23 protein-coding genes and 1 tRNA gene are annotated in these 21,328 nt (G+C 61.1%); 14 read left to right on the top strand and 10 right to left on the bottom strand.

What is annotated here, in order from left to right; all coding sequences use genetic code 11:
• Positions 1 to 139 precede the first annotated feature (139 nt).
• From ACZ1HA_RS04390 to ACZ1HA_RS04380, 3 genes are all read right to left on the bottom strand, one after another.
• Complete coding sequence (locus tag ACZ1HA_RS04390) at positions 140 to 2,716, bottom strand: methyl-accepting chemotaxis protein (RefSeq protein WP_472713007.1); 2,577 nt, start codon at positions 2,714 to 2,716, stop codon at positions 140 to 142.
• Between the two features lie 183 nt (positions 2,717 to 2,899).
• Positions 2,900 to 3,241 carry a hypothetical protein gene (locus tag ACZ1HA_RS04385; RefSeq protein ID WP_472713006.1) on the bottom strand — a complete coding sequence of 114 codons (342 nt, stop codon included), beginning with the start codon at positions 3,239 to 3,241 and terminating at the stop codon, positions 2,900 to 2,902.
• On the bottom strand, positions 3,238 to 3,477 hold the full coding sequence (locus ACZ1HA_RS04380; RefSeq protein ID WP_375228200.1) for an Lrp/AsnC ligand binding domain-containing protein: 240 nt from the start codon (positions 3,475 to 3,477) through the stop codon (positions 3,238 to 3,240). Before ACZ1HA_RS04380 ends, ACZ1HA_RS04385 begins: the two co-directional genes overlap by 4 nt.
• 137 nt (positions 3,478 to 3,614) lie before the next feature.
• Here ACZ1HA_RS04380 and hisB point away from each other — a divergent pair, with 137 nt between their 5' ends.
• Positions 3,615 to 4,202: an imidazoleglycerol-phosphate dehydratase HisB gene (hisB, locus tag ACZ1HA_RS04375; RefSeq protein ID WP_375228201.1), complete on the top strand. Its 588-nt coding sequence runs from the start codon at positions 3,615 to 3,617 to the stop codon at positions 4,200 to 4,202.
• 1 nt (position 4,203) lies between these two features.
• Positions 4,204 to 4,842: an imidazole glycerol phosphate synthase subunit HisH gene (gene hisH, locus ACZ1HA_RS04370; protein ID WP_472713005.1), complete on the top strand. Its 639-nt coding sequence runs from the start codon at positions 4,204 to 4,206 to the stop codon at positions 4,840 to 4,842.
• Positions 4,843 to 4,907: 65 nt separating this feature from the next.
• On the opposite strand, the gene ACZ1HA_RS04365 is transcribed toward hisH, so the two are convergent.
• Entirely contained in the window at positions 4,908 to 5,600 is a 693-nt protein-coding gene (locus ACZ1HA_RS04365; RefSeq protein ID WP_472713004.1) for a hypothetical protein, read from the bottom strand.
• 363 nt (positions 5,601 to 5,963) lie between these two features.
• Between ACZ1HA_RS04365 and ACZ1HA_RS04360 the strand changes: the two genes are divergently transcribed.
• Positions 5,964 to 6,845: a spondin domain-containing protein gene (locus ACZ1HA_RS04360; RefSeq protein ID WP_472713003.1), complete on the top strand. Its 882-nt coding sequence runs from the start codon at positions 5,964 to 5,966 to the stop codon at positions 6,843 to 6,845.
• Positions 6,846 to 7,035: 190 nt separating this feature from the next.
• On the opposite strand, the gene ACZ1HA_RS04355 is transcribed toward ACZ1HA_RS04360, so the two are convergent.
• Positions 7,036 to 7,422: a DUF2147 domain-containing protein gene (locus ACZ1HA_RS04355; RefSeq protein ID WP_375228205.1), complete on the bottom strand. Its 387-nt coding sequence runs from the start codon at positions 7,420 to 7,422 to the stop codon at positions 7,036 to 7,038.
• 187 nt (positions 7,423 to 7,609) lie between these two features.
• Between ACZ1HA_RS04355 and hisA the strand changes: the two genes are divergently transcribed.
• From hisA to ACZ1HA_RS04335, 4 genes are read left to right on the top strand one after another with little or no spacing between them, the layout of a single operon-like run.
• A complete protein-coding gene (gene hisA / locus ACZ1HA_RS04350) occupies positions 7,610 to 8,332 on the top strand; it encodes a 1-(5-phosphoribosyl)-5-[(5-phosphoribosylamino)methylideneamino]imidazole-4-carboxamide isomerase (protein WP_472713002.1) in 723 nt (240 codons plus the stop codon).
• A gap of 5 nt (positions 8,333 to 8,337) precedes the next feature.
• A complete protein-coding gene (locus ACZ1HA_RS04345) occupies positions 8,338 to 8,829 on the top strand; it encodes a DUF2867 domain-containing protein (protein ID WP_472713001.1) in 492 nt (163 codons plus the stop codon).
• 5 nt (positions 8,830 to 8,834) lie between these two features.
• Complete coding sequence (gene hisF, locus ACZ1HA_RS04340; protein ID WP_472713000.1) at positions 8,835 to 9,596, top strand: imidazole glycerol phosphate synthase subunit HisF; 762 nt, start codon at positions 8,835 to 8,837, stop codon at positions 9,594 to 9,596.
• Complete coding sequence (locus tag ACZ1HA_RS04335; protein ID WP_375228209.1) at positions 9,593 to 9,901, top strand: phosphoribosyl-ATP diphosphatase; 309 nt, start codon at positions 9,593 to 9,595, stop codon at positions 9,899 to 9,901. The genes hisF and ACZ1HA_RS04335 overlap by 4 nt, the downstream gene beginning before the upstream one ends.
• A gap of 2 nt (positions 9,902 to 9,903) precedes the next feature.
• Here the strand turns inward: ACZ1HA_RS04335 and ACZ1HA_RS04330 are convergent, their stop codons facing one another.
• From ACZ1HA_RS04330 to rlmB, 3 genes are all read right to left on the bottom strand, one after another.
• Positions 9,904 to 10,359, bottom strand: a complete 456-nt coding sequence (locus ACZ1HA_RS04330; protein ID WP_472712999.1) for a CoA-binding protein — start codon at positions 10,357 to 10,359, stop codon at positions 9,904 to 9,906.
• Positions 10,360 to 10,578: 219 nt separating this feature from the next.
• Positions 10,579 to 10,884, bottom strand: coding sequence for a hypothetical protein (locus ACZ1HA_RS04325; protein ID WP_472712998.1), 306 nt, complete (start codon positions 10,882 to 10,884; stop codon positions 10,579 to 10,581).
• Between the two features lie 11 nt (positions 10,885 to 10,895).
• Positions 10,896 to 11,681 (bottom strand): 23S rRNA (guanosine(2251)-2'-O)-methyltransferase RlmB, encoded by a 786-nt coding sequence (gene rlmB, locus ACZ1HA_RS04320; RefSeq protein ID WP_472712997.1) that lies wholly within the window; start codon positions 11,679 to 11,681, stop codon positions 10,896 to 10,898.
• Between the two features lie 109 nt (positions 11,682 to 11,790).
• On the opposite strand from rlmB, the gene ACZ1HA_RS04315 reads away from it, so the two are divergent.
• Positions 11,791 to 11,874: transfer RNA gene (locus ACZ1HA_RS04315), tRNA-Tyr, on the top strand.
• A gap of 37 nt (positions 11,875 to 11,911) precedes the next feature.
• On the opposite strand, the gene ACZ1HA_RS04310 is transcribed toward ACZ1HA_RS04315, so the two are convergent.
• Positions 11,912 to 13,111 carry an ROK family transcriptional regulator gene (locus ACZ1HA_RS04310; RefSeq protein ID WP_472712996.1) on the bottom strand — a complete coding sequence of 400 codons (1,200 nt, stop codon included), beginning with the start codon at positions 13,109 to 13,111 and terminating at the stop codon, positions 11,912 to 11,914.
• A gap of 189 nt (positions 13,112 to 13,300) precedes the next feature.
• On the opposite strand from ACZ1HA_RS04310, the gene ACZ1HA_RS04305 reads away from it, so the two are divergent.
• The 5 genes from ACZ1HA_RS04305 (at position 13,301) to ACZ1HA_RS04285 (ending at position 18,375) form a co-directional block, all read left to right on the top strand.
• Entirely contained in the window at positions 13,301 to 14,320 is a 1,020-nt protein-coding gene (locus ACZ1HA_RS04305; protein ID WP_375228215.1) for a sugar ABC transporter substrate-binding protein, read from the top strand.
• Between the two features lie 119 nt (positions 14,321 to 14,439).
• On the top strand, positions 14,440 to 15,507 hold the full coding sequence (locus tag ACZ1HA_RS04300; RefSeq protein ID WP_375228216.1) for an ABC transporter permease: 1,068 nt from the start codon (positions 14,440 to 14,442) through the stop codon (positions 15,505 to 15,507).
• A complete protein-coding gene (locus ACZ1HA_RS04295) occupies positions 15,504 to 16,277 on the top strand; it encodes an ATP-binding cassette domain-containing protein (protein ID WP_375228217.1) in 774 nt (257 codons plus the stop codon). Before ACZ1HA_RS04300 ends, ACZ1HA_RS04295 begins: the two co-directional genes overlap by 4 nt.
• On the top strand, positions 16,274 to 16,903 hold the full coding sequence (locus ACZ1HA_RS04290) for a nucleoside/nucleotide kinase family protein (RefSeq protein WP_472712995.1): 630 nt from the start codon (positions 16,274 to 16,276) through the stop codon (positions 16,901 to 16,903). Before ACZ1HA_RS04295 ends, ACZ1HA_RS04290 begins: the two co-directional genes overlap by 4 nt.
• 179 nt (positions 16,904 to 17,082) lie before the next feature.
• The gene (locus ACZ1HA_RS04285) at positions 17,083 to 18,375 is read left to right on the top strand and encodes an O-acetylhomoserine aminocarboxypropyltransferase/cysteine synthase family protein (protein ID WP_436399520.1); all 1,293 of its coding nucleotides are present in this window, start codon (positions 17,083 to 17,085) and stop codon (positions 18,373 to 18,375) included.
• Positions 18,376 to 18,435: 60 nt separating this feature from the next.
• Here the strand turns inward: ACZ1HA_RS04285 and ACZ1HA_RS04280 are convergent, their stop codons facing one another.
• On the bottom strand, positions 18,436 to 19,140 hold the full coding sequence (locus ACZ1HA_RS04280; protein WP_472712994.1) for an SIMPL domain-containing protein: 705 nt from the start codon (positions 19,138 to 19,140) through the stop codon (positions 18,436 to 18,438).
• 146 nt (positions 19,141 to 19,286) lie between these two features.
• Between ACZ1HA_RS04280 and ACZ1HA_RS04275 the strand changes: the two genes are divergently transcribed.
• The gene (locus tag ACZ1HA_RS04275) at positions 19,287 to 21,323 is read left to right on the top strand and encodes a hypothetical protein (protein WP_472712993.1); all 2,037 of its coding nucleotides are present in this window, start codon (positions 19,287 to 19,289) and stop codon (positions 21,321 to 21,323) included.
• Positions 21,324 to 21,328 lie beyond the last annotated feature (5 nt).

Genomic DNA, 21,328 nt, shown 5'->3' with positions numbered 1-21,328 from the left:
GCAATTGAAGCGGCCGCCCTGCGGGCCGAGGAGCCTGTCGGTGCCGGGGATCAGACGGGGACAGGCAGTAAGCCGAAGCGCTGCGCCCCGTCCCACCGGGCAGCCGACTGCGCCGCCCGGTGCAGGGTCGTCCGCCGGATCAGAACTCTTCCCAGCCGGCACCACCATATGTACCGTCTGCGCGATCGTCCTCAAACGCTGCGGGCATCTCGCGCGGCGCTGTTTCCACGGGGGCCGCAGCACGCGCAGGCGCGGGGCGCGCTGCCGGGGCATCCGGAATGATGAAACGGGCCGTCGACTGTTTCAGATCCTTCGCCTCCTGCGCCAGCACCTGGCTGGACGCGGTCACTTCTTCAAAGGCCGCCGCCTGTTTCTGCGTGTTGCCGTCGATCTGAGACACTGCGGAGTTGATCTCGTTGATGCCTGAGGACTGCTCTGAGATCGCGGTGGTGACATCATCGACGCTGTCGGAAATGCTGATCACCCGCGCCGAAATGTCCTCAAGCGACGCTTTGGCATTGGCGACATTTTCGACCCCTTCAGCAACGGCCGTATCGCTCTGCGAGATCACCTCGCCGATCTCACGCGCGGCTTCACTGGCCCGCTGAGCCAGCTGGCGCACTTCAGATGCAACAACGGAGAAGCCCCGCCCCGCCTCGCCCGCCCGTGCGGCCTCGACGCCCGCATTGAGCGCAAGCAGGTTGATCTGGAACGCGATGTCGTTGATCACCGCAGTCACGCGCGAAATTTCCTTTGAGCCGTCTGCGATACGGTCCATCGATACAGCCGCATCTCCTGCGATCTTTTCACTGGCCACGGCACTGTCACGCGCTTCACGGGCGTTGGTGCTGACCTCGGAAATATTGCCGCTCACGTGTTTGATGCTCGCAGACAACTGCTCCAGTGCGGCTGAGGTCTGCTCGACAGATGCTGCATTCTGCTCCGCCTGCCGCGACAGAAGATCGGCCGTCTGCTGCAGTTCGCCCGAGGATTCAGACAGCGTATTGCCACTGACCGAAATCTCACCGATCAGCGTGTTGAGCGAGCCGACCATGTCATTCACATTGGTCTGCAGCTCTGCAAAGGCCCCCTGGAAATCCCCTTCAAGACGCTGGGACAGATCGCCCCCGGCGATCCGGCCCAGAACGGCGCCGGTCTGATGCAGGCCATCATCCACAGCCCCCATCAGGCGGTTGATGTTGTCGGCAAGCTCAATCAGGATCTCGTCGTCGAAATCCGCATCCACGCGGCTCGTAAACCGCCCGGCCAGGGCATCATGCACAACCTCGCCGAACGAGCTGCCGAGCTTACGCATCATTTCCTCGCGCTCCTGTGCCGCGGCTTTATCGGCCTCTTCACGCTCACGCATCGATTGCGCCTCACGCTCTGCGGCCTTCTCCCGCTCCTCGCTCAGGCGCGCCATCTCCTCGCTGGCGGCTTTCTGTTCCTCGTTCATCTTTTCCATACGGACCGCGTTCTGGCGGAACACTTCCGCGGCCCGGGCCAGCGCACCTATTTCATCCCCGCGCTCTGTTTCAGGCACTTCTGTGTCCAGAGCCCCTTCGGAAACGGATGAAACCGAACCCGTCAGGCGCTGCAGCGGCCGCGAAATAGTGCGGGAAAAGAAGACTGAAACGACCAGCGATCCCGCAAAAATGGCCACGGCAATGGCCGCGCCAATGTACATTGTCCGGTAGGCAGCTGCGTAAAGCTCGTCGTAGTCCTGCTGGACGATGGACACCCATTTGGTCCCATTGAAATCAAATCCACCGTAATAGCCGGTAACCCGCTGGCCGTCGCGACCGGTCGCACTGAAGAGACCCGAACCGCCCTCAAGCCCCTGTGTCACGGCCTCGTTGTCCACGACCGTTGTCAGCGCTTCGTTGTCCTCCGTCAGCCGTGAGTTCGTCCGCATCAGGCGATCCGCACCAACAATGAACCCATCTGCTGTGCCGCCGAGACCATCAAGCTCGCCCGCAGCCTTGTCCAGCATTCCAGCAGGCATCTGATAGGCCAGAACGCCCAGCAGTGTGCCCTGCTCATTGAAAACCGGGCGCGCAAGAAAGGCCGCCGGCGCATAGGCACTCGGCTCATAAGGCTGTAAATCGACAAAGACGGATCCGCCATCCGCAGGCAGTTCAAGGGCGCCGCGAAACGCCTGAGCAAGGCCCGAGTCTTTGAAGGCCCCGTCATTCAGATTGGTCGCGAAATCGTTTTCCTTGTAAACACTGTAAACAAGGTTCCCGTCCGGATCGATCAGGAAGATGTCGTAGTACTGCATCTCGTTCTTCAGACGGGTAAAAGTGGGATGATAGATGGCATGGATGAACCCATAGCTTGACCCGGTATCCGCTTTTACCAGCTGGTCTTTCTCTCCCAGCGGAAATTCGTTGTCCGTGATGTACACCCGGCGCAGGACTTCTTCGCGGTTCTCCAGCGATGTATACCCGTCCGTCAGCGCGATCAGCGCCTGCGACGTCGTAGGTTCAAGGGTCTGAAGCCGCAGGTCGCGGTCGATGTCGTTCAGCAGGTTCTCGATCCGCTTCTGTTTGAGAATACCGATGGACTGCAGCTTCTCGGAAGCCCCCGCGCGGATGACGGACTGCGTCGAATAGTAGTTCGCAACCCCCATAACGAGGACAGTGACCCCGACCAGCAGAGCCATGATGGCCGGCAGGCGCTTTGAGATGGTGACATTTTTCAGTACTTGCTGCACAGGAAACCCCCTTGTACTCACATTGAGCAACAGCCGGGAGAGCCGGTGTCCGGATATTCTGGCGTGTCCGGGCTGCGCGCTGCCAATCCGGGTAGCAGGCGATTCTTATCAAAGTGTAAAACAGTGCAGCGGCGTCCGGAGCAAATTACTGAAAATCAGCGGCAAATGCGCCCGGACGCGATATCAGTTGATCGGGAACTGCCGCAGACAGGTTTCCGCAAACATCTCAAAATCCTGCAAGGTCTCCAGCGTGTCCCGCCGGTCACGCACCACCTCCAGCGCCGCCTTCTTCTGCGCCCAGGTGCCGGACACATGCCGCTCCAGAATGAGCACCGTGACCCCCAGCAGCACGTCTTTTTCCACCTCGGTCATCCGGCCGGTCTCAGACAGCGCAATGGCGGTGAAGGCCATGGTATTGGCACAGCGCAGCGCCGCCGCCTCACTGCCCTCATACGTCCTCTGCGCCACCGCCGGCCCGCCCGCCAGCATCAGAACTGCGGCAACCGCCGCCGCCCGCAGGCTCAAAACACTTTGAACGTCATGGTCGTCAGGGACCGTTCAATCCCGCTGATATCCAGCAGATGCTCGTTGATGTATTTGCCCACATCAGCCTCCGCCGGAATATAGAGTTTCATCAGAAGATCGTAATCGCCACTCGTGGAATAGAGTTCCGAATGGATTTCACGCAGCGCGATCTCTTCGGCCACCTGATAGGTCGTGCCCGGTTTACAGCGGATCTGGATAAACACACAGGTGGACATGACGGGTCTCCGGGACAGATGTTGCAGGCTACAGGCTGGCACAGAGAGCACGCCCGCCGCAATCCCCAAGTTAACACCTTGGCGCAGAACCGCAGGCTGTTATAAGGGCGCGGAATTCTGACCTCCGGAGCCCGGACATGCGCAGCCACACCATCACCCGCACAACCGCGGAAACCGATATCCAGGTGACGATCGATCTGGACGGTACCGGCGTCTACGACAACCAGACCGGCGTTGGCTTTTTCGACCATATGCTTGACCAGCTGTCGCGCCACGCGCTTATCGACATGACCATCCGCGCCACCGGCGATCTGCACATCGACGACCACCACACGGTCGAGGACACCGGCATCGCCCTCGGTCAGGCGCTGACGGCGGCCATGGGCGACAAACGCGGCATCGTGCGCTACGGCTCCTGTCTGCTGCCCATGGATGACGCGCTGGTGCGCGCCGCACTCGACCTGTCGGCCCGGCCCTTTCTGGTGTGGAACGTGGACTTCCCCACGGCAAAGATAGGCACCTTCGACACCGAACTCGTGCGCGAATTCTTCCAGGCCTTTGCCACACACGGCGGTATCACCCTGCACGTCGATATGCTGCACGGGCTGAACAGCCATCACATCGCCGAGGCCGCGTTCAAATCAGTGGCCCGCGCCCTGCGTGACGCGCTGGAGACGGACCCGCGCAAGGCCGATGCCATTCCCTCGACCAAAGGTGCGCTCTGACGTGCTGACAGCCATTATCGACTACGAGAGCGGCAACCTGCATTCGGCGCACAAAGCCTTTGAACGCATGGCCGGTGAAGTGGACGGCGGCGACGTTGTGGTCACCGGCGATGCCGAAACCGTGGCCCGCGCGGACCGCGTGGTACTGCCCGGCGACGGCGCCTTCCCGGCCTGTATGGCAGCCCTCAGCGGTCATTCGGGCCTCTGTGACGCGATGATCGAGGCTGTTACAACCCGCGGCCGCCCCTTCATGGGCATCTGTGTGGGCATGCAGCTGATGGCCACGCGCGGGCTGGAATATCAGGAGACAGCAGGCCTCGGCTGGGTCGGTGGTGACGTGACCCGCATTGCACCGGCAGACGCATCGCTGAAAGTGCCGCACATGGGCTGGAACGACCTGGTGCTGAACGCCCCCCACCCGGTGTTCGAAGGGGTGCAGACGGGCGATCACGCCTATTTCGTGCACAGCTATCATATGCAGGTCACAGACCCTGCCCAGCGCCTGGCCCACGTGGACTACGCCGGCGACGTCACCGCCGTCATCGGGCGCGACAACATGATCGGCCTGCAGTTCCACCCGGAAAAAAGCCAGTCCGCCGGCCTGCGCATGATCGCGAATTTCCTGACCTGGCGGCCCTGATCCGCTGAGCCCGGCATTCTGCAAGTCGCCGCGCACAGCGGGCGTGACGGCAGGCCTCCGGTCGCTCAGAAAAGCACGCAGGGTTTGAACGAAAACGCGGGCGTTTTCAGCTTCGCCGCTTTCACGGCGCGTTTGATGTCGTCAGAAAAGAAAACCCCATCGCGCAGATGCTGTTCCCGCCAGACCGGAACACCAGCCGCCGCGGCGTGGGCGTCCAGCGCGATCACAGGTGCATTCGATGGATCGAACGCCAGGTAACTTGGATCCCGGAGCCGTGGTTGCCACAGGTTCTCACACTGTTCAGGCACCAGCGCATTTTTGAGCTCCGTAACGTGCAGAAGATACCATTTCCGTGGATCCGGTTTTGAGTAGTCCGCTTCTGTCCGGCCCATTTTCGTCAGTGTCTTGAGTTCATAGAGCGGCAGTTCGAAAAGCTGGCTTTGCCCGAGGTAAAAGTCCCTGAGGATTTCATAGAATGCTTCGGAAATGATAAGCGCCGCCATATGGCCTTTGAATCCATCCGGTAGGTTGCGTTCCTTGTCGGGCACCTTGCTGTAAACCCACCGCAACTCACTGGGCACAAAAGGCTCATCCAGAGGCTCAAAAGTTACTGCGAGGCGACCGTTCAGTTCGCCCATTTCCTGCAGGCGGTCGTCGTCGACCGTCACACCACGCACGTTTGGCTGAACCTTTTTACCCCGGACTTTAACGTTGGTCGGGTTCGTCCACCAGAATTTGCTATTTTGACTATTGCTCAATGCGCTACCCTCAAAATTCAATACGTTGCAGTCGCGCCAAAGGGCGCGTCGAAGCTCAGCTTGTCGGCAAAATACGGCGATCGCCTGCCCGTGTCAGCGCTTCTGCGCTTCGACCTCCGCGTGTACCGAATGTGTGAAAACTGACAGCGCGAAGTCAAGCGCAATGCCTTCGGTCCCCGCCCCGCCTCACACGCGCGGACGCCGGACTGATCACGGCCCGGTGAACTTCTGATCGCGCTCAATCGCAAAAACGTCATATATTTAAAGGACTTTCACCGACACGTGACCCCTGTGTGAATGCAGGGCTGGTACTGTGGCCGTGTGAGCGCTCACACCCATGAAACTCCAACAAGGAAACACGCAATGAAGAATTTATTGGCTGTGGCCGTTCTGGCCATGGGGTCAATTGGTGCGCTCGGTTCAGATGCAAATGCGACCACCCTCAAGATCAGTGTCACCCACAATGGCACGACCCCACTGTTCATCACGCCGCTCTATACGGCATTCCACAACGGCGGTTTCGACCCGATCAAGATCGGCGGTACAGCGTCCGAAGGCCTGCGGGATCTCGCAGAAACCGGACGGTTCGGTCCGGCGAGTGACGACACCACAATTGCGGCCCAGCGTGCCAGCGAAGGTGGCGGCGGTGTGCCTGCACCGGTTTTCGGCAATGCAGGTCCGGGACCGATCTTCTCGCCAGACATCGGCCCGGGTCAGGCAGGTGGTGACGCAGGTTCAGCGATCGTGGACATCGCCGATCCGACCGACGATCGCTTCTTTACGTTCCTCGCTATGATCCTGCCCTCCAACGACACCTTTATAGGAAACCTCGATCCCATTGAGATTTTCGACGAGATGGGCTCCTTCCTTGGTCCACAGTCGATTGTTGTGGGTCGGGACAATATCTTTGACGCCGGTACAGAGGTGAATGATCTCAGCGTGGCCGGTGGTGCCGCCTTCGTTCAGGGCGCTGACATCAATGCAGGCGCGGACGAGGCTGGCACCATCCAGCGCGCTCTGAGTCTTGATTTTGGGAGCGGTGTGGATCTGGCCCCTCCGGGGTCTGACCCGTCTCTGCCCGCCCTTGCTACACTCAGCGGCTTTTTCGACTTCACCTCAGACGACTTCAATGTTCTGACCATCGAAATCACCGAAGTGGCTCCGGTTCCGCTGCCCGCCTCCGGATTGCTGCTGCTGGCCGGTGTCGGTGGTCTGATCACGGCAAGCCGTCGCCGCAAAGGCTGACGCACGGGCAAATCGATCACGAAAGGGCCCTGCACGACGCGGGGCCCTTTTTAACGCCTGTGCTGAAAACCTGCCAATACGGGCCCGGGCAAGCCTTGTCTTTTCAGCTGTCCGTTTCGCACAGCCCGTCAAACGCAAAACGCAGGTTCAGACACCATGCGGCCCCGGAACAATGCCGGGGCCAGCCGGATCACTTTACCCGCGCCCAGGTCTGTTTCGAGCAGATCAGACCACCCGCCACGCAGCCGCGCAGTCTGATGCTGTCACCATTCAGCGCGATTTTACCCAGATAAATCTTGTCGTTGCTCGGGCGCCAGACTTTGCCCTCGTATTTGCCCGATCCCTGCGGCGCCATGTCGATCACCAGGGTCTTGCCCAGGTTGGGCGATTTGTACTCGCCGCCGTCTTTGAAGGTGCGCGCGATCGTGCCGCAGAAATTCGCGCCACAGGGGCCGATGTCGATGTGCGCAAAAGCCCCCTCGTCCGGCTCCGTCTGCCATGTGCCCTCCAGCGGGTCCGCTGCCGCCATGCCTGCCGTAACTGCCATGGCCGCACAGGCCACCCAAAATCTTGTCATGATATGTCCTCCCTTGCGGGTGGCATCTGGAACCGGGTCCGCCTTTCAGGCAACAGTGACCCCGCGTCGCAACGCACGTTGACTTTACGTCGCGTTGCAATTCGTGAACGGCTCGTGCATGAAGCGCGCGCGGCGCACCGACGTAATACCGACGTTAAACCGACGCGATACCGACAGGACACCGACGATGATTCTCTACCCCGCAATTGACCTCAAGGACGGCCAGGCCGTACGCCTCGTGCACGGCGATATGGACCAGGCAACTGTGTTCAGTGACGACCCCGCAGCCCAGGCCCGCAGCTTTGTCGAAGCAGGCTGCGAATGGCTGCATCTGGTCGATCTGAACGGCGCCTTTGCCGGCGCGCCGGTGAATGCGGCCCCTGTCGAGGCGATCCTGAAATCCTGCGATGTGCCGGCCCAGCTGGGCGGCGGCATCCGCGACATGGCCACCATCGAAACCTGGCTGGAGAAAGGCCTCGCGCGGGTCATTCTGGGCACCATCGCCGTCGAAAATCCGGACCTCGTGCGCGAGGCAGCAAAGGCCTTTCCGGGCCAGGTCGCCGTGGGTATCGATGCGCGCAACGGTTTTGTTGCGACCAAGGGCTGGGCCGAGGAAACGGATGTGCGCGTGACCGATCTGGCCCGCTCGTTCGAGGACGCAGGTGTCGCTGCGATCATCTATACAGACATCCTGCGCGACGGTGCGATGGGCGGACCCAACATCGCCGCCACAGCGGATCTCGCACGCGCCGTGTCGATCCCGGTGATCGCTTCGGGCGGCGTGTCGTCACTGGATGACCTGCGCGCCCTGCGTGATTGTGGCACAGCGCTGAACGGTGCAATTTCCGGGCGCGCGCTTTATGATGGCGCCATAGACCTGCGGGAAGCGCTCGCAGAACTGCGGGGGTGACCTTTATGACAGAGAACCGCGTGCGAAAAACGGACCTGCCGGCGCAGAGCATGCTGCATTCGCGCAGAACACCGGGTGATTTTCTCGACTGCTACAGCGTTGCCTCGCCCCTGCCCCCGCGCCAGGCTGCTGAAATTATTGTGGATTTTCCCGGCTGGGCGCGTGTCCTCGTTGCTCTGCGCAATGTGGTGACTGCCCCCTTCGGCCTTATGGCCGATGGTCCGGACAGTGCCGATAAACTCGGGCTTTTCCCGGTCGAGACCGAACCGGAGAACGAGATCATCGCTGGCTTCAATGACCGCCACCTCAATTTCCGCGTGAGTGTTCTGAGCGAGGCAGGATCTGTGTACCTTGCAACCTGGGTCCAGCCCAACAACATCGGCGGGCGGCTCTATCTGGCCGCGATCATGCCGTTTCACATCATGATCGCCAGAAACGCTCTGGCCCGGGTGGCACAGTTTGCCGAGCCACCCTCTGACGGACTGCCCCGGACGTAAGCAATATGCTCAAAACACGCATTATTCCCTGCCTCGACGTGGCCGAAGGCCGTGTGGTCAAAGGGGTGAACTTTGTCGATCTGCGCGACGCCGGAGATCCGGTGGATGCAGCCATTGCCTATGATGCCGCAGGTGCCGACGAGCTCTGTTTCCTCGACATCACCGCCACGCATGAAAACCGCGGCACAATGTTTGACGTTGTGACCCGCACGGCGGAGCACTGTTATATCCCGCTGACGGTTGGCGGCGGCGTCAGAACACCGGCGGACGTGCGCGCGCTGCTGCTTGCAGGCGCGGACAAGGTCTCGTTCAACTCGGCGGCTGTGGCCGATCCGGATGTCGTGGCCCGGTCCGCCGATCAGTTCGGCAGCCAGTGTATCGTGGTCGCCATCGACGCCAAAACAGTCAGTCCCGGCAAGTGGGAAATCTTCACCCATGGCGGGCGCAAACCCACCGGCATCGATGCCGTCGAATTCGCCCGCACCGTCGAGGCGAAGGGCGCGGGAGAAATCCTTCTGACCAGCATGGACCGCGACGGCACGCGCGCAGGCTTCAACCTGCCACTGACGCGCGCCATTTCGGATGCGGTGAACGTGCCGGTCATTGCCTCGGGTGGTGTGGGCACGCTGGACCACCTCGTGGAAGGCGTGACAAAGGGCGGCGCGTCGGCTGTGCTTGCGGCCTCTATTTTCCACTTTGGCGACTACACCATTGCAGAGGCCAAGGCTCATATGGCCGCGGCAGGCATTCCGATGAGGCTGACATGACCCTGCAAGACCTGTTTGAAACGATCGAAGCCCGCAAATCCGCAGACCCGGGCAGTTCCTGGACCGCACAGCTGCTGGCGAAAGGCCCTGAGAAATGCGCCGAAAAATTTGGTGAGGAAGCGGTGGAAGCCATCATCGAAGCGGTCAAAGGCGACCGCGATGCGCTGACCAGCGAGGCCGCTGACGTGCTCTATCACCTGCTGGTCATGCTCGCATCGCGCGATGTGCCGCTGCAGGCGGTTCTGAAGGAACTGGCGGGACGTCAGGCACAGTCCGGGCTGCAGGAAAAAGCCGCGCGCGACTGATATCAGAGCCTTGACGAAATCACACCTGTATTAAATCCGCCCTTGCGCAACTCACCGAAAAGGCGCTGGTGTTCGATTTTGGGGCACCGGTTCATTACTACATCAATCCCGCGTGCTCTTGCCAGGGCGGCTGCGTCTTCATGCTCAACACCGATCTGCATCCACAGCGTCCTGAGGTCCGGAAACACACTAAGCGCTTCGTCAACAATAGGCGGAACAGCTTCGGACCTCCGGAAAATATCAACCATATCGACGGGTTCCGGAATGTCGGAAAGGCTCGCGTAGACGGGTTGGCCAAAAAGCTCTTCTCCCGCATGCATAGGGTTGATGGGAATGACGGTATACCCCCTGAGGCCCAGATACCGTGCCACATAGTAACTGGGGCGCACGGGATTCATGGACACACCCACGGCGGCAATCCGCCGGGTGCGCTGGAGGATATCTCTGTGTTCGCGCATCGTCCTGTTCATGCCGGCACCCTACTCATATGTTCCAGAGACAAAAAGAGCGCCCGGAGCATGAATGCCACGGGCGCTGCAAGGTACGGAACGAGGGACAGTAACGCAATCAATCGGCGTTCCGGGCCAACTGATACTCAGAATACTTAAGCGCCTTTCAGCGCCTGCCCAGACCCTCTCTCAAATCTGTGAACGAACCGTTAAACTGAGCGGCAGAATTCAGTCAAAGATGTCTTCGACGACGTCCGCGATCTCCTCAAGCGCATAGCGCAGAAAACCCTTGCGCCGCTTTTGCTTCTTCGGGCGTCTGTAATCCGACCGGTATTCCGGCGGCGGTACATGCTTTTTGCGGCGCGGCGGGGTGGGCCGTTTTTCCGCCCCCGTGTCCCTGCGCTCGACCGGCAGACGTTTCAGGTCATGCAGGGGGGCGCCGCAACTGGCGCATGTCAGTTCATGCCGCACCTTGTCCAGACGCAGGGCAGCCCGTGCCCCGCAATAACAACAGGTCGCAATTTTCGGATGCATGTCCGGTTCTCCTATGCGCTGCCGCGCGGGCCACGGCTTGCATATAAGGCGATTGCCGCGGCATTCGAGACGTTAAGCGACCCAAAACCGCCCGCCGCGTCGATCCGCACCAGATGGTCCACGGTATCGCGGGTCTTTTCCCGCAGGCCCGGCCCTTCCGCGCCCAGCACCAGCGCCACGGGCCGGTCAGTACGTCCTGCGACCGCCTGTTCGATTGTCTGGTCCGCTTCGCCATCAAGGCCCAGCACGGTGTAGCCCATGTCCTGCAATGCGCGGATCGCATCGGCGAGGTTACGCACCCGCAGATAGGGCTGCCGTTCCAGCGCGCCGCTGGCGGTCTTGGCCAGCGCACCCGTTTCCGGCGCGGAGTGATGGCGGGTGCCGATCACCGCAGACGCCCCCAGCACTTCAGCAGACCGGAGGATGGCACCGACGTTATGCGGGTCCGTGACCCGGTCAAGCAGGATCACGCGGGGCGCTTCATCCCCGATGCAGACGTCCTCAAGCCGCCCCCATTCCAGCGGTTTCACCTCGAGCGCCGCGCCCTGATGCACCGACCCGGGATCAAGCGGCACGCTGAACCTGCGCGGCTCGACAACTTCCGGTGTCATGCCGCTCTGCGCAATGGCATCCGCCAGTTTCTGCTCCGCGTTGGGGGTCACGACCAGACGTTCCCGGCTGCGCGCCGGGTTCGTCAGAGCGTCCCGCACCGCATGCAGCCCAAAGAGCCAGACCGTCTCGCGGGACCGGGCCTTTTTGTCCTGCTCTTTCTGAACGACCCACTTCGGTTTTTTCATTCAATGGTCCTGCCTGACTGCGGCGGCGAAAAGGTTCGGATTTCGTCTTGACGCCTGTAGGGTCCGCTTGTAATCACGCGCCACTGTTGATGCAATGCATGGACAGAGTGGGCGACAGGCCGCAAGGTGTGGCAGGGGACTGTAACTCCCTCGCGGAGACGCACGCCTGGTTCGATTCCGGGGTCGCCCACCACTTTTCCTGACATCAGAGACTTTTTCGGCGCAGCTCTTTAGAAGACCGACAAACCCGCGTTTTTATCGAGCAGCAGCTGCGACGAGATCGGCCCGCTTGCCGCCCCGATCCCGCGTGCATTTGCACCGACGCTGCCGGCGGCCACCACCGGGGCAATCAGGCCCCGCGTGTCCTGACTGGCCAGATACCGGTTGACCCGCTCGACCAGCTCCAGGCGCACCGGTTCGGGAAACGCCCCGTCGATCACGACGCCCTGAAAGTCGATCACCGCACAGACGGAAAGTGCCGCCTTGGACAATTCCTGTGCGGTCTGGCCCAGCCACGGATCCACATAGCGGGCAAGTCGCGTCCAGTCCTGCGGTTCGTCCCAGAGCACAGAGGGGCGCACACCCGCTTCGATCAGACGCGTTTCCAGCAGATGGATCGAGGCCACATCAATCAGCTGCCGGCTTTCGCCCAGCGGCCCGGTGCTGCGCATCGCGCCAAGGGCCCCCGCGTTCCCCTGATTACCCTGAAACACCGTGTCGTTCAGAACGATGCCACCGCCCACAAAAGAGCCGACAAAGAAATACGCATAGTCCTGCAGGCCCTTGTCCGTTCCATAGAGGTGTTCAGCACGGCAGGCAGCGGTAGCATCATTTCCGACATAGACCGGCAGTGGCGAAAACTCGGCAACGGATTTGCGGAAATCAATGTCCTTCCAAGACCTGAAACTGTCGGCGGGTGTCCCTGCGAGCTTGTGCCATTTCCACAGCTCGAACGGTGTCGCGATTCCGATGCCGCACAGGCGTTCGCGCTGATCAGCACTCAGCCGCCGCGCCAGTTTCTGCGTCCCGCTGCGCAGAAAGTCGAAAATCTCTTCGGGCAGCGGATACTCATAGGTCTTCTTCAGCTGCTCGCGCACCCTGCCCACAAAATCGAGCACCACCAGATCGGCGCTGCGCCGTCCGATCTTGAGCCCGAAGGCAAAAATACCGTCAGGGTTCAGCTGCATCGGAATGGATGGCTTGCCCACTCTGCCCCGCACCGGATCACCCCGCCGGAGCAGACCGTCTTTTTCCAGCTTTCTGAGAATGACCGAGACGGTCTGTGGCGACAGTCCGGCGCGCCGGGCCATGTCGCTTCCGGCCATACCACCGGAGCGCTGCAGCATAGACATCAGAAGGCGTTCGTTGTGGTTACGCACACCGCTCTGATTAACGCCACCGAGGCGCTCTGTGATTTCGCCGCCGTCCATACCCGGTCCAAAAACCTCACTCTGCACTCATAAAGTAAGCGACATCCTAATTAATAAATCAAGTTTATTTATTTATTGACACTCTGGGGTGAATCGGTTTCCCTAAGCGTCAACCTGAGCGGATAGGGCCGCCGGGTCCGGGCGGCTTTGCTGCTCATGACGATCAAATCAATCCCCTGGGAGGAAATTATGAAAAAGCTTATTGCCGGAACCGCAATGGCGATGATTGCAAGCGCCGGAGCCGCGTTTGCCGATGGTCACGGTGTCTCTGCCTGCCTGATCACGAAAACCGACACGAACCCGTTCTTTGTGAAGATGCGGGAAGGCGCCTCGGCCAAAGCCGAAGAGCTGGGCGTCCAGCTGAGCTCGTTCGCCGGTAAGGTGGACGGTGACCACGAAACACAGGTTCAGGCGATCGAAACCTGCATTGCCAATGGTGCCAAGGGTATCCTGCTGACTGCTTCGGATACTGCAAGCATTGTTCCGGTTGTACAGCAGGCGCGCGACGCGGGTCTTCTTGTCATTGCGCTCGACACGCCGCTGGAACCCATTGATGCGGCCGATATGACCTTTGCCACGGACAACTTCCTTGCGGGCGAACTGATCGGCAAATGGGCCGCTGCCCAGCTGGGCGACGCAGCAGCAGATGCCAAAATCGGCATGCTGGATCTGGCGATCAGCCAGCCGACGGTTGGGGTTCTGCGCGATCAGGGCTTTATGACCGGCTTCGGCATCGACGTGAAAGACCCCAACAAATGGGGTGACGAGGATGATCCGCGTATCGTCGGCCATGACGTCACCGCAGGAAACGAGGAAGGTGGCCGCCGTGCCATGGAGAACCTGCTGGCCAAGGACCCGTTCATCAACGTTGTCTACACTATCAACGAACCTGCGGCTGCCGGTGCCTATGAAGCACTCAAGGCCATCGGTCGTGAGAACGACGTGCTGATCGTCTCCGTCGACGGCGGTTGCCCCGGCGTTCAGAACGTCGCGGACGGCGTGATCGGCGCAACCTCGCAGCAGTACCCGCTGCTGATGGCATCACTGGGCATCGAAGCGATTGCACAATGGGCCAAGGATGGCACCAAGCCGGAAGCAACAGAAGGCAAGGCGTTCTTTGACACCGGCGTATCGCTGGTGACAGACAAGCCAGCCGACGGCGTGGAAAGCATCTCGGTCGCAGAAGGCAAGGACCTCTGCTGGGGCTGATCTGCGCAGGCAGAGCAACAAAAGCGGGAGGGGGCAGCAGCCTTCCCCCCGCATCTTCACAGCCATACCATAGGGCGGTTGATGACCGGCCCTGACACCGTCCATCAGGATAGGATTCCATGACCCAACCGGACAACTACGAAGCGGCTCTCTCTTCTGCCGACGTCAAGGTCGCAGCCTTCGAAGATCACCGCCGCGGATTCGTCGGGCGCGTCCAGCACACCCTGCATCAGACGCCTTCTCTGGTGCCGCTGATCGTCCTGATTTTTTCAATTGCACTTTTTGGCATTCTGCTGGGGTCGCGTTTCTTTTCGCCCTTTGCCCTGACGCTCATTCTGCAACAGGTGCAGATCGTTGGCGTACTCGCAGCCGCGCAGACCCTGATCATTCTGACCGCCGGGATTGACCTGAGCGTGGGCGCCATCGCGGTGCTCTGCACGGTGGTGATGGGTAAGGCGTCATTTCAGTACGGCGTGCCGCCGGCCGTGTCCGTCGCCATTGGCCTGACCGTTGGTACGGCATTGGGCGCCATCTCGGGCTGGCTCGTCAGCCGGATGAAGCTGCCGCCGTTTATCGTCACGCTGGGCATGTGGCAGATCGTTCTGGCCGCGAACTATCTCTATTCCGCCAACGAAACCATCCGCTCACAGGATATCGAAGCCGAAGCATCGTTCCTGCAGTTCCTTGGCACCAAAATTCAGTTCGGCGGGGCGACGTTCACGCTGGGGGTGATCGGCATGATCGCACTCTTTGTCGTGCTCGCCTACGCGCTCCGGTCCACGGCCTGGGGCAGGCACGTCTACGCTGTGGGCGATGATCCCGAAGCGGCGGAACTGTCAGGGGTAAACGTACACCGGACCTATATGTCCGTTTATATGGCCGCCGGATTTATCTGCGCGCTTGCGGGATGGGTCATGGTCGGCCGGTTCGGGTCGATCTCGCCCTCTGCAACAACCGGCGTCATCGGCAATATTCAGTCTATTACCGCTGTTGTGATCGGGGGAATATCCCTCTTTGGCGGACGCGGCTCCATCGCAGGCGCGCTCTTTGGTGCCCTGATCGTGGGCGTGTTCGAACTGGGCCTCCGCATGGCAGGCGCAGACCCGCAGTGGACCTTCATGCTGATCGGTATGCTGATCATTGCAGCCGTCGCAGTAGACCAGTGGATCAGAAAGGTGGCAGCATGACAGAGCCCATTCTCAAAGCCCGGAACCTTGTCAAAAGATACGGCAAGGTCACCGCGCTCGACCATGCTGACTTTGATCTCATGCCAGGCGAGATCCTGGCCGTGATCGGAGACAACGGCGCGGGCAAGTCCTCCATGATCAAGGCGGTGTCGGGGGCGGTAGTTCCCGATGAAGGCCAGATCTGGCTCGAAGGACAGGAAGTCCGGTTCCGCTCTCCGATTGAGGCCCGGGACAAAGGCATCGAGACGGTCTACCAGCAACTGGCCATGTCCCCTGCCCTGTCGATTGCGGACAACATGTTCATGGGGCGCGAACTGCGTAAACCGGGCATCATGGGAAAAGTGTTCCGGCGGTTGGACAAACAGGCCATGGAACAGTTCGCGCGTGACAAGCTGAGCGAACTGGGGCTTGCGACAATCCAGAACATCAATCAGGCCGTCGAAAGCCTGTCAGGTGGCCAGCGCCAGGGCGTGGCCGTGGCACGTGCCGCCGCCTTCGGTTCCAAAGTTGTAATCCTCGACGAACCCACGGCGGCTCTGGGCGTCAAGGAAAGCCGCAAGGTGCTTGAGCTGATCCTCGACGTAAAATCCCGCGGCATTCCGATCATTCTGATCAGTCACAACATGCCCCATGTGTTTGAGGTCGCAGACCGCATTCACGTGCACCGGCTGGGTCGCAGGCTCTGTGTCATTGACCCCAAGGATTACACAATGTCCGACGCAGTCGCCTTTATGACCGGTGCCAAAGAAGCGCCTTCTCAGGCGGCATGACCTCCCCCGCGGACATGGCCGCGCAGCTCTGTCCGCGCGTTCTTGCGGCGCCGCGTCAGGGGCGCCGCCGGCTGGTCGCTCTGGCCGGACAACCGGCGAGCGGGAAAACCACGCTCGCGGATTGCCTCGCCACTGCCCTGAACGAAGAAGGGTGCGCTGCCGAAGTCGTCCCGATGGACGGTTTCCACCTGCATAACCAGATCCTGCTCGACCGCGATTGCCTCAACCGCAAAGGTGCGCCACATACCTTTGACGCTGCGGGATTTGTCAGCCTGATCAGCAGGCTGCACGACGAAGACGAAGTGTTTTATGCGCTGTTCGAACGGGACCGGGATATTTCGGTAGCCTGCGCCGGACGGGTGGGGCCGGATTGCGACACCGTGATCGTCGAAGGCAATTACCTGCTTTTCGACGCGCCGGTCTGGCGCGATCTCGCGCCGCACTGGGATCTGTCGGTCAGGCTGGATATTGCGATTGAAACGCTGGAACAGCGCCTCATTCAGCGCTGGCTGGGTCATGGCCTGTCGCCGGAACAGGCCGCTGACCGCGCCGCCGGAAATGACATCGCAAATGCGCGCGCGGTTGCCGAAAACGCGCTGCCTGCGGACATCCTTCTGACGGGCTGAAGCCGGTTTCTGCTAGATACAGCTCCCCGGCACAGACACGCTGCGGGATCATTGCGGCGCCGTGGCACACCTCCGGCGCGGGCGGACCCGGGACTATAAGCAGGATGCGGTGGGCCGCTCTTGTGGTCACTCCGGGCTTCCCCTAACCATAGGCGCAAACAACTCAGGGAGTATTTCCAATGCAAGATGGCCCCGATTATGGCTTTGATACGCTGCAGATTCACGCAGGCGCCCGGCCCGACCCGGCCACAGGTGCCCGGCAGACACCGATCTATCAGTCCACGGCCTATGTGTTCCGCGACGCCGATCACGCCGCAGCGCTCTTCAACCTCCAGGAAGTGGGTTTCATCTATTCGCGCCTGACCAACCCGACGGTTGCCGTTCTGCAGGAACGTATCGCGACGCTTGAAGGCGGCGTTGGTGCGGTTTGCTGCTCCTCGGGCCACGCCGCACAGATCATGGCACTGTTCCCGATCATGGGCCCGGGCAAGAACATCGTGGCCTCCACCCGTCTTTACGGTGGCACCGTCACGCAGTTCTCGCACACGATCAAACGTTTCGGCTGGGAATGTACCTTTGTCGATTTCGATGACCTTGATGCAGTGAAGGCAGCCATCAATGACGACACGCGCGCGGTCTTCTGCGAAGCGATTGCGAACCCCGGCGGCTACATCACGGACCTCGATGCAATCTCGGCGATCTCCGATGAAGCGGGCATCCCGCTGATCGTCGACAATACATCGGCCACACCTTACCTCTGCCGGCCCATTGAACACGGCGCAACGCTTGTCGTGCATTCCACAACCAAATACCTGACCGGCAACGGCACTGTGACCGGCGGCTGTGTGGTAGACTCGGGCAAATTCGACTGGTCCGCCAATGACAAATTCCCCTCTCTCAGCCAGCCGGAACCGGCATATCACGGTCTGAAGTTCCATGAGACGTTCGGGCCGCTGGCCTTCACGTTCCATGGCATTGCCATCGGGCTGCGTGATCTGGGCATGACCATGAACCCGCAGGCAGCGCACTATACTCTGATGGGTACCGAAACCCTGTCACTGCGCATGGACCGTCACGTGGAGAACGCGGTGACCGTGGCCTCCTGGCTGGAGAAAGACGACCGGGTCGACTACGTCACATACGCGGGCCTGAAATCGTCCCCTTACTTTGACCGGGTCAAGAAAATCTGCCCGAAAGGCGCAGGCGGGCTTTTCACTTTCGCGATCAAAGGTGGATACGATTCCTGCGTCAAATTCGTCAATGCGCTGGAGATCTTCAGCCATGTGGCGAACCTTGGTGACACAAGATCACTGGTCATTCACTCCGCCTCAACCACGCACCGGCAGCTGACCGCAGAACAGCAGGAAGCCGCCGGCGCCGGCCCAGGCGTCGTACGGATTTCTATCGGTACAGAAAACGCCGATGACCTGATCGCTGACCTTGATCAGGCATTGTCCAAAGCGACGAGCTGACGGGACACTTCCCGACGACGGGGGCGCGGGACAGCGCCCCCTTTTTTGTGCGCTTCGGCGTTATGGGTCTGCGATCCCGAATACCATATCGACCGTGACACTGACGCTCAATTCACCGGCAGACACCGGCACATCAGCCACACGCGCCGCTGACATTTCCATCATCGGCGAGGGGCGCCCGGCCCCGCGCTCGCTGATGCTGCGCACCTCCCCAAGGCTAACACCTGCGGCTTCCGCCAGCTGAGTGGCGCGGCGGACCGCATCCAGCACAGCAGCGGTGCGCGCCGCATCATAAACAGGCTCCGGTTCCTGGATCGCGAACCGCACGCCATTGAACCGGTTCGCACCATCCCCGACAGCAAGCTCCATCACATCGCCCAGCTTGTCGAGATCACGCACACGGACGGTCAGCGTGTTCGACGCCGTAAAGCCGATGGTGCGGGGTCTGTCATCATCGCCCGGCCCCCGGTTGTTCCAGACAGGCTGGAGAGAGATGTTGCTGGTGGCGATATCCCGTTCGGCAATACCCAGCGCATCAAGGCTTGCCAGAACGCCGCGTACAGCCTCCGAGGTTCCGTCCAGCGCGTCACCGGCCCGCAAAGCTTCCAGTGTGACACCAATGTCAATCACGGCCATATCGGGCGCCTGCTCGACCGTCCCGGTACCAGAGGTCGAGATCGTTCTTACGTCTTCAGCCAGTGCCGGCGCGGCTGCGGCCAGCCCGAGGGACAGTATGATCGCTGCTGTACGCATTACTTTCTCCATTCTGATGGTCCTGCCAGTGACCTCTATACCGCTGATCCGTCCTGCGGCGGAAACCCTTTGCCTTTCCCTCGGCAAAGACCTGCTGTATCCTGACAGTGTTATTGCGCTGCCTGTTGATTGCAAATGCCTGCTGGTAAAGAAAGTTTATGACGCCGGAACTCGCGCTCTCTCTGTCCCACGAAGGCATTGACCTGTTGCTCAGATCAGCAACCGGCTGGGATAGCATGGCGACCGTTGATCCGGCCGCTCCCGATCTGGCAGAAAAGCTTTCAGAGCTGAGGGACCAGGCGGTCCGGCTGAGTTCCGGTAGTCTGCACTGCCGGATCAATCTGCCTGACAATCAGATCCGCTATATGGATATTCTCTTTCTGCCCGGAGAGATGTCCGGACAGGAAGCCGCCAAACGGGCGCTGGATGGTCAGACGCCCTATGCCATCGCCGATCTGTGCATCGCGACAGCTCTCTCGGCCGATCGCCTTTTCATTGCCGCTGTTGCACGCGAGACGCTGGAGGAAGCCCGTGGGTTTGCGCGTGATCACGGGTTTGAGCCTGTAGAGTTCAGCGCAGTACCTACCGGGGATCTTTTTCCCGGCACACCGTTTTTCGGACCACGCACGGAAACGGCACAAACCCCGAAGATACCCCCTGCCCCTGACGTCCGGTACGAGATGCCAACGCCCCGGCACACAGGCTTTGCCGAGGAGCCGGAACCGTTTGAGCACCGGCCGGTCGCGGCTTCCCGCGTTCAGCGGCCACCCCGGCAGGTAAAATCGCTTGCCGCGCACCAGGCCAGCAAGATTGAAGCTTTCGGACACCAGCATCGGGGTGAACAGAAGACCAGTCTGCTGCTGCGGCCTGCAACACTTGGATTTTTTGCTCTGCTCCTCGCAGTCGGCTCAGGCATCTGGGCTTCCGGTCTGCTTGGCAGCGGCAGCCTTTCGGCGCTGCTGGACACATTTGAGGACAGCGAGCCCGAGGCGCAGTTTGCAGCCCCCCTGCAGCCCGAGGACCCGGTGCCAGGCACCAGCGGCACTACACCGGAAACCGCAGACCCGGCATGGCAGCCGGCCGCGGCGACCGGAACGGATGCCGCGATCCGCGAAGCGCTGAGCGTACCTGTCGCACCGGAAGTGCCGGAAACGCCCCAGGAACCGGTGGATGATCTGGCGCGCTATGCCGCAACGGGCATCTGGTCTGTGGCGCCTCAGGTCCCTTCTGCGCCGGGGCTTGTGGACCTGGAAAACCTCTATGTCACCAGCATCGACCCTGTTCAGGTCGCTTTTGATGCTGTCGCATTGCCCGAAACCGTTGCTGTGTCGGACGACGCAGTGCTGCTGACACCTGCGTCACCGGCTCCCGCGGGCATTTCTTTTGCGCTGGACGAGCGTGGGTTCGTCATTCCGACGTCAGCGGGGGCTATGAATCCCGACGGCGTCATAATTTTTGCAGGCGCCCCACCCGTCCGCCCGCCACAGGGGCGCGTTCAGGTGATCGAAGAGGCTTCCGTGGCCGACCCCGTTCTGCTGGCTCTTCTCGCAGGTTTCCGCCCGCAACTTCGTCCCGACGATTTTGCGGAACAGTCCGAACGCGCGTCCTTCGCCGGTCTGACCCGGTCGGAGCTGGCAGCTTTCAGGCCGCCCCCGCGTCCGCAGTCGCTGCAGGAACAGGCCGCTGCTCTGACCGCAGCCGCAAACGCCGCTGCCTCTGCTGCTGCCGCATCTGCACCACGTGCCGGGACAGCCGGCTCGCTTTTCACCGAATCTGATGCCGGACCCGCACCTGAGAATGCTGTGGCTGTCTCACTGCGCCCTGAAGCACGGCCCTCGGATTTCAGCATCCGCGTGGCTCGTATCCTGCAGAGCGCGCCCGCCGCCTCTGCTCCGGCCGCTGTAACCACTGCGAGCGCAGCGCCCGGAGCCGTTGCCCCGCGCATTCCGTCTAGTGCGTCAGCGGCGCGCGAAGCGACAGAACAGAACGCCATCAACCTGCGCCGGGTGAACCTGATCGGGGTTTACGGCAAACCGTCTGACCGGCGGGCACTGATCCGCCTCGGCAACGGGCGTTACAAAAAAGTGCAGGTCGGCGACAGGCTGGATGGCGGCCAGGTCTCGGCGATCGGTGATGCCGAACTGCGGTACCGCAAAGGCAGCAGAAACATCGTGCTCAAAATGCCCAGCAGCTGACCGGT

It is taken from the genome of Roseobacter sp. S87 (genome assembly GCF_055693285.1).
This window is presented reverse-complemented; position numbering and strand designations above follow the sequence as displayed.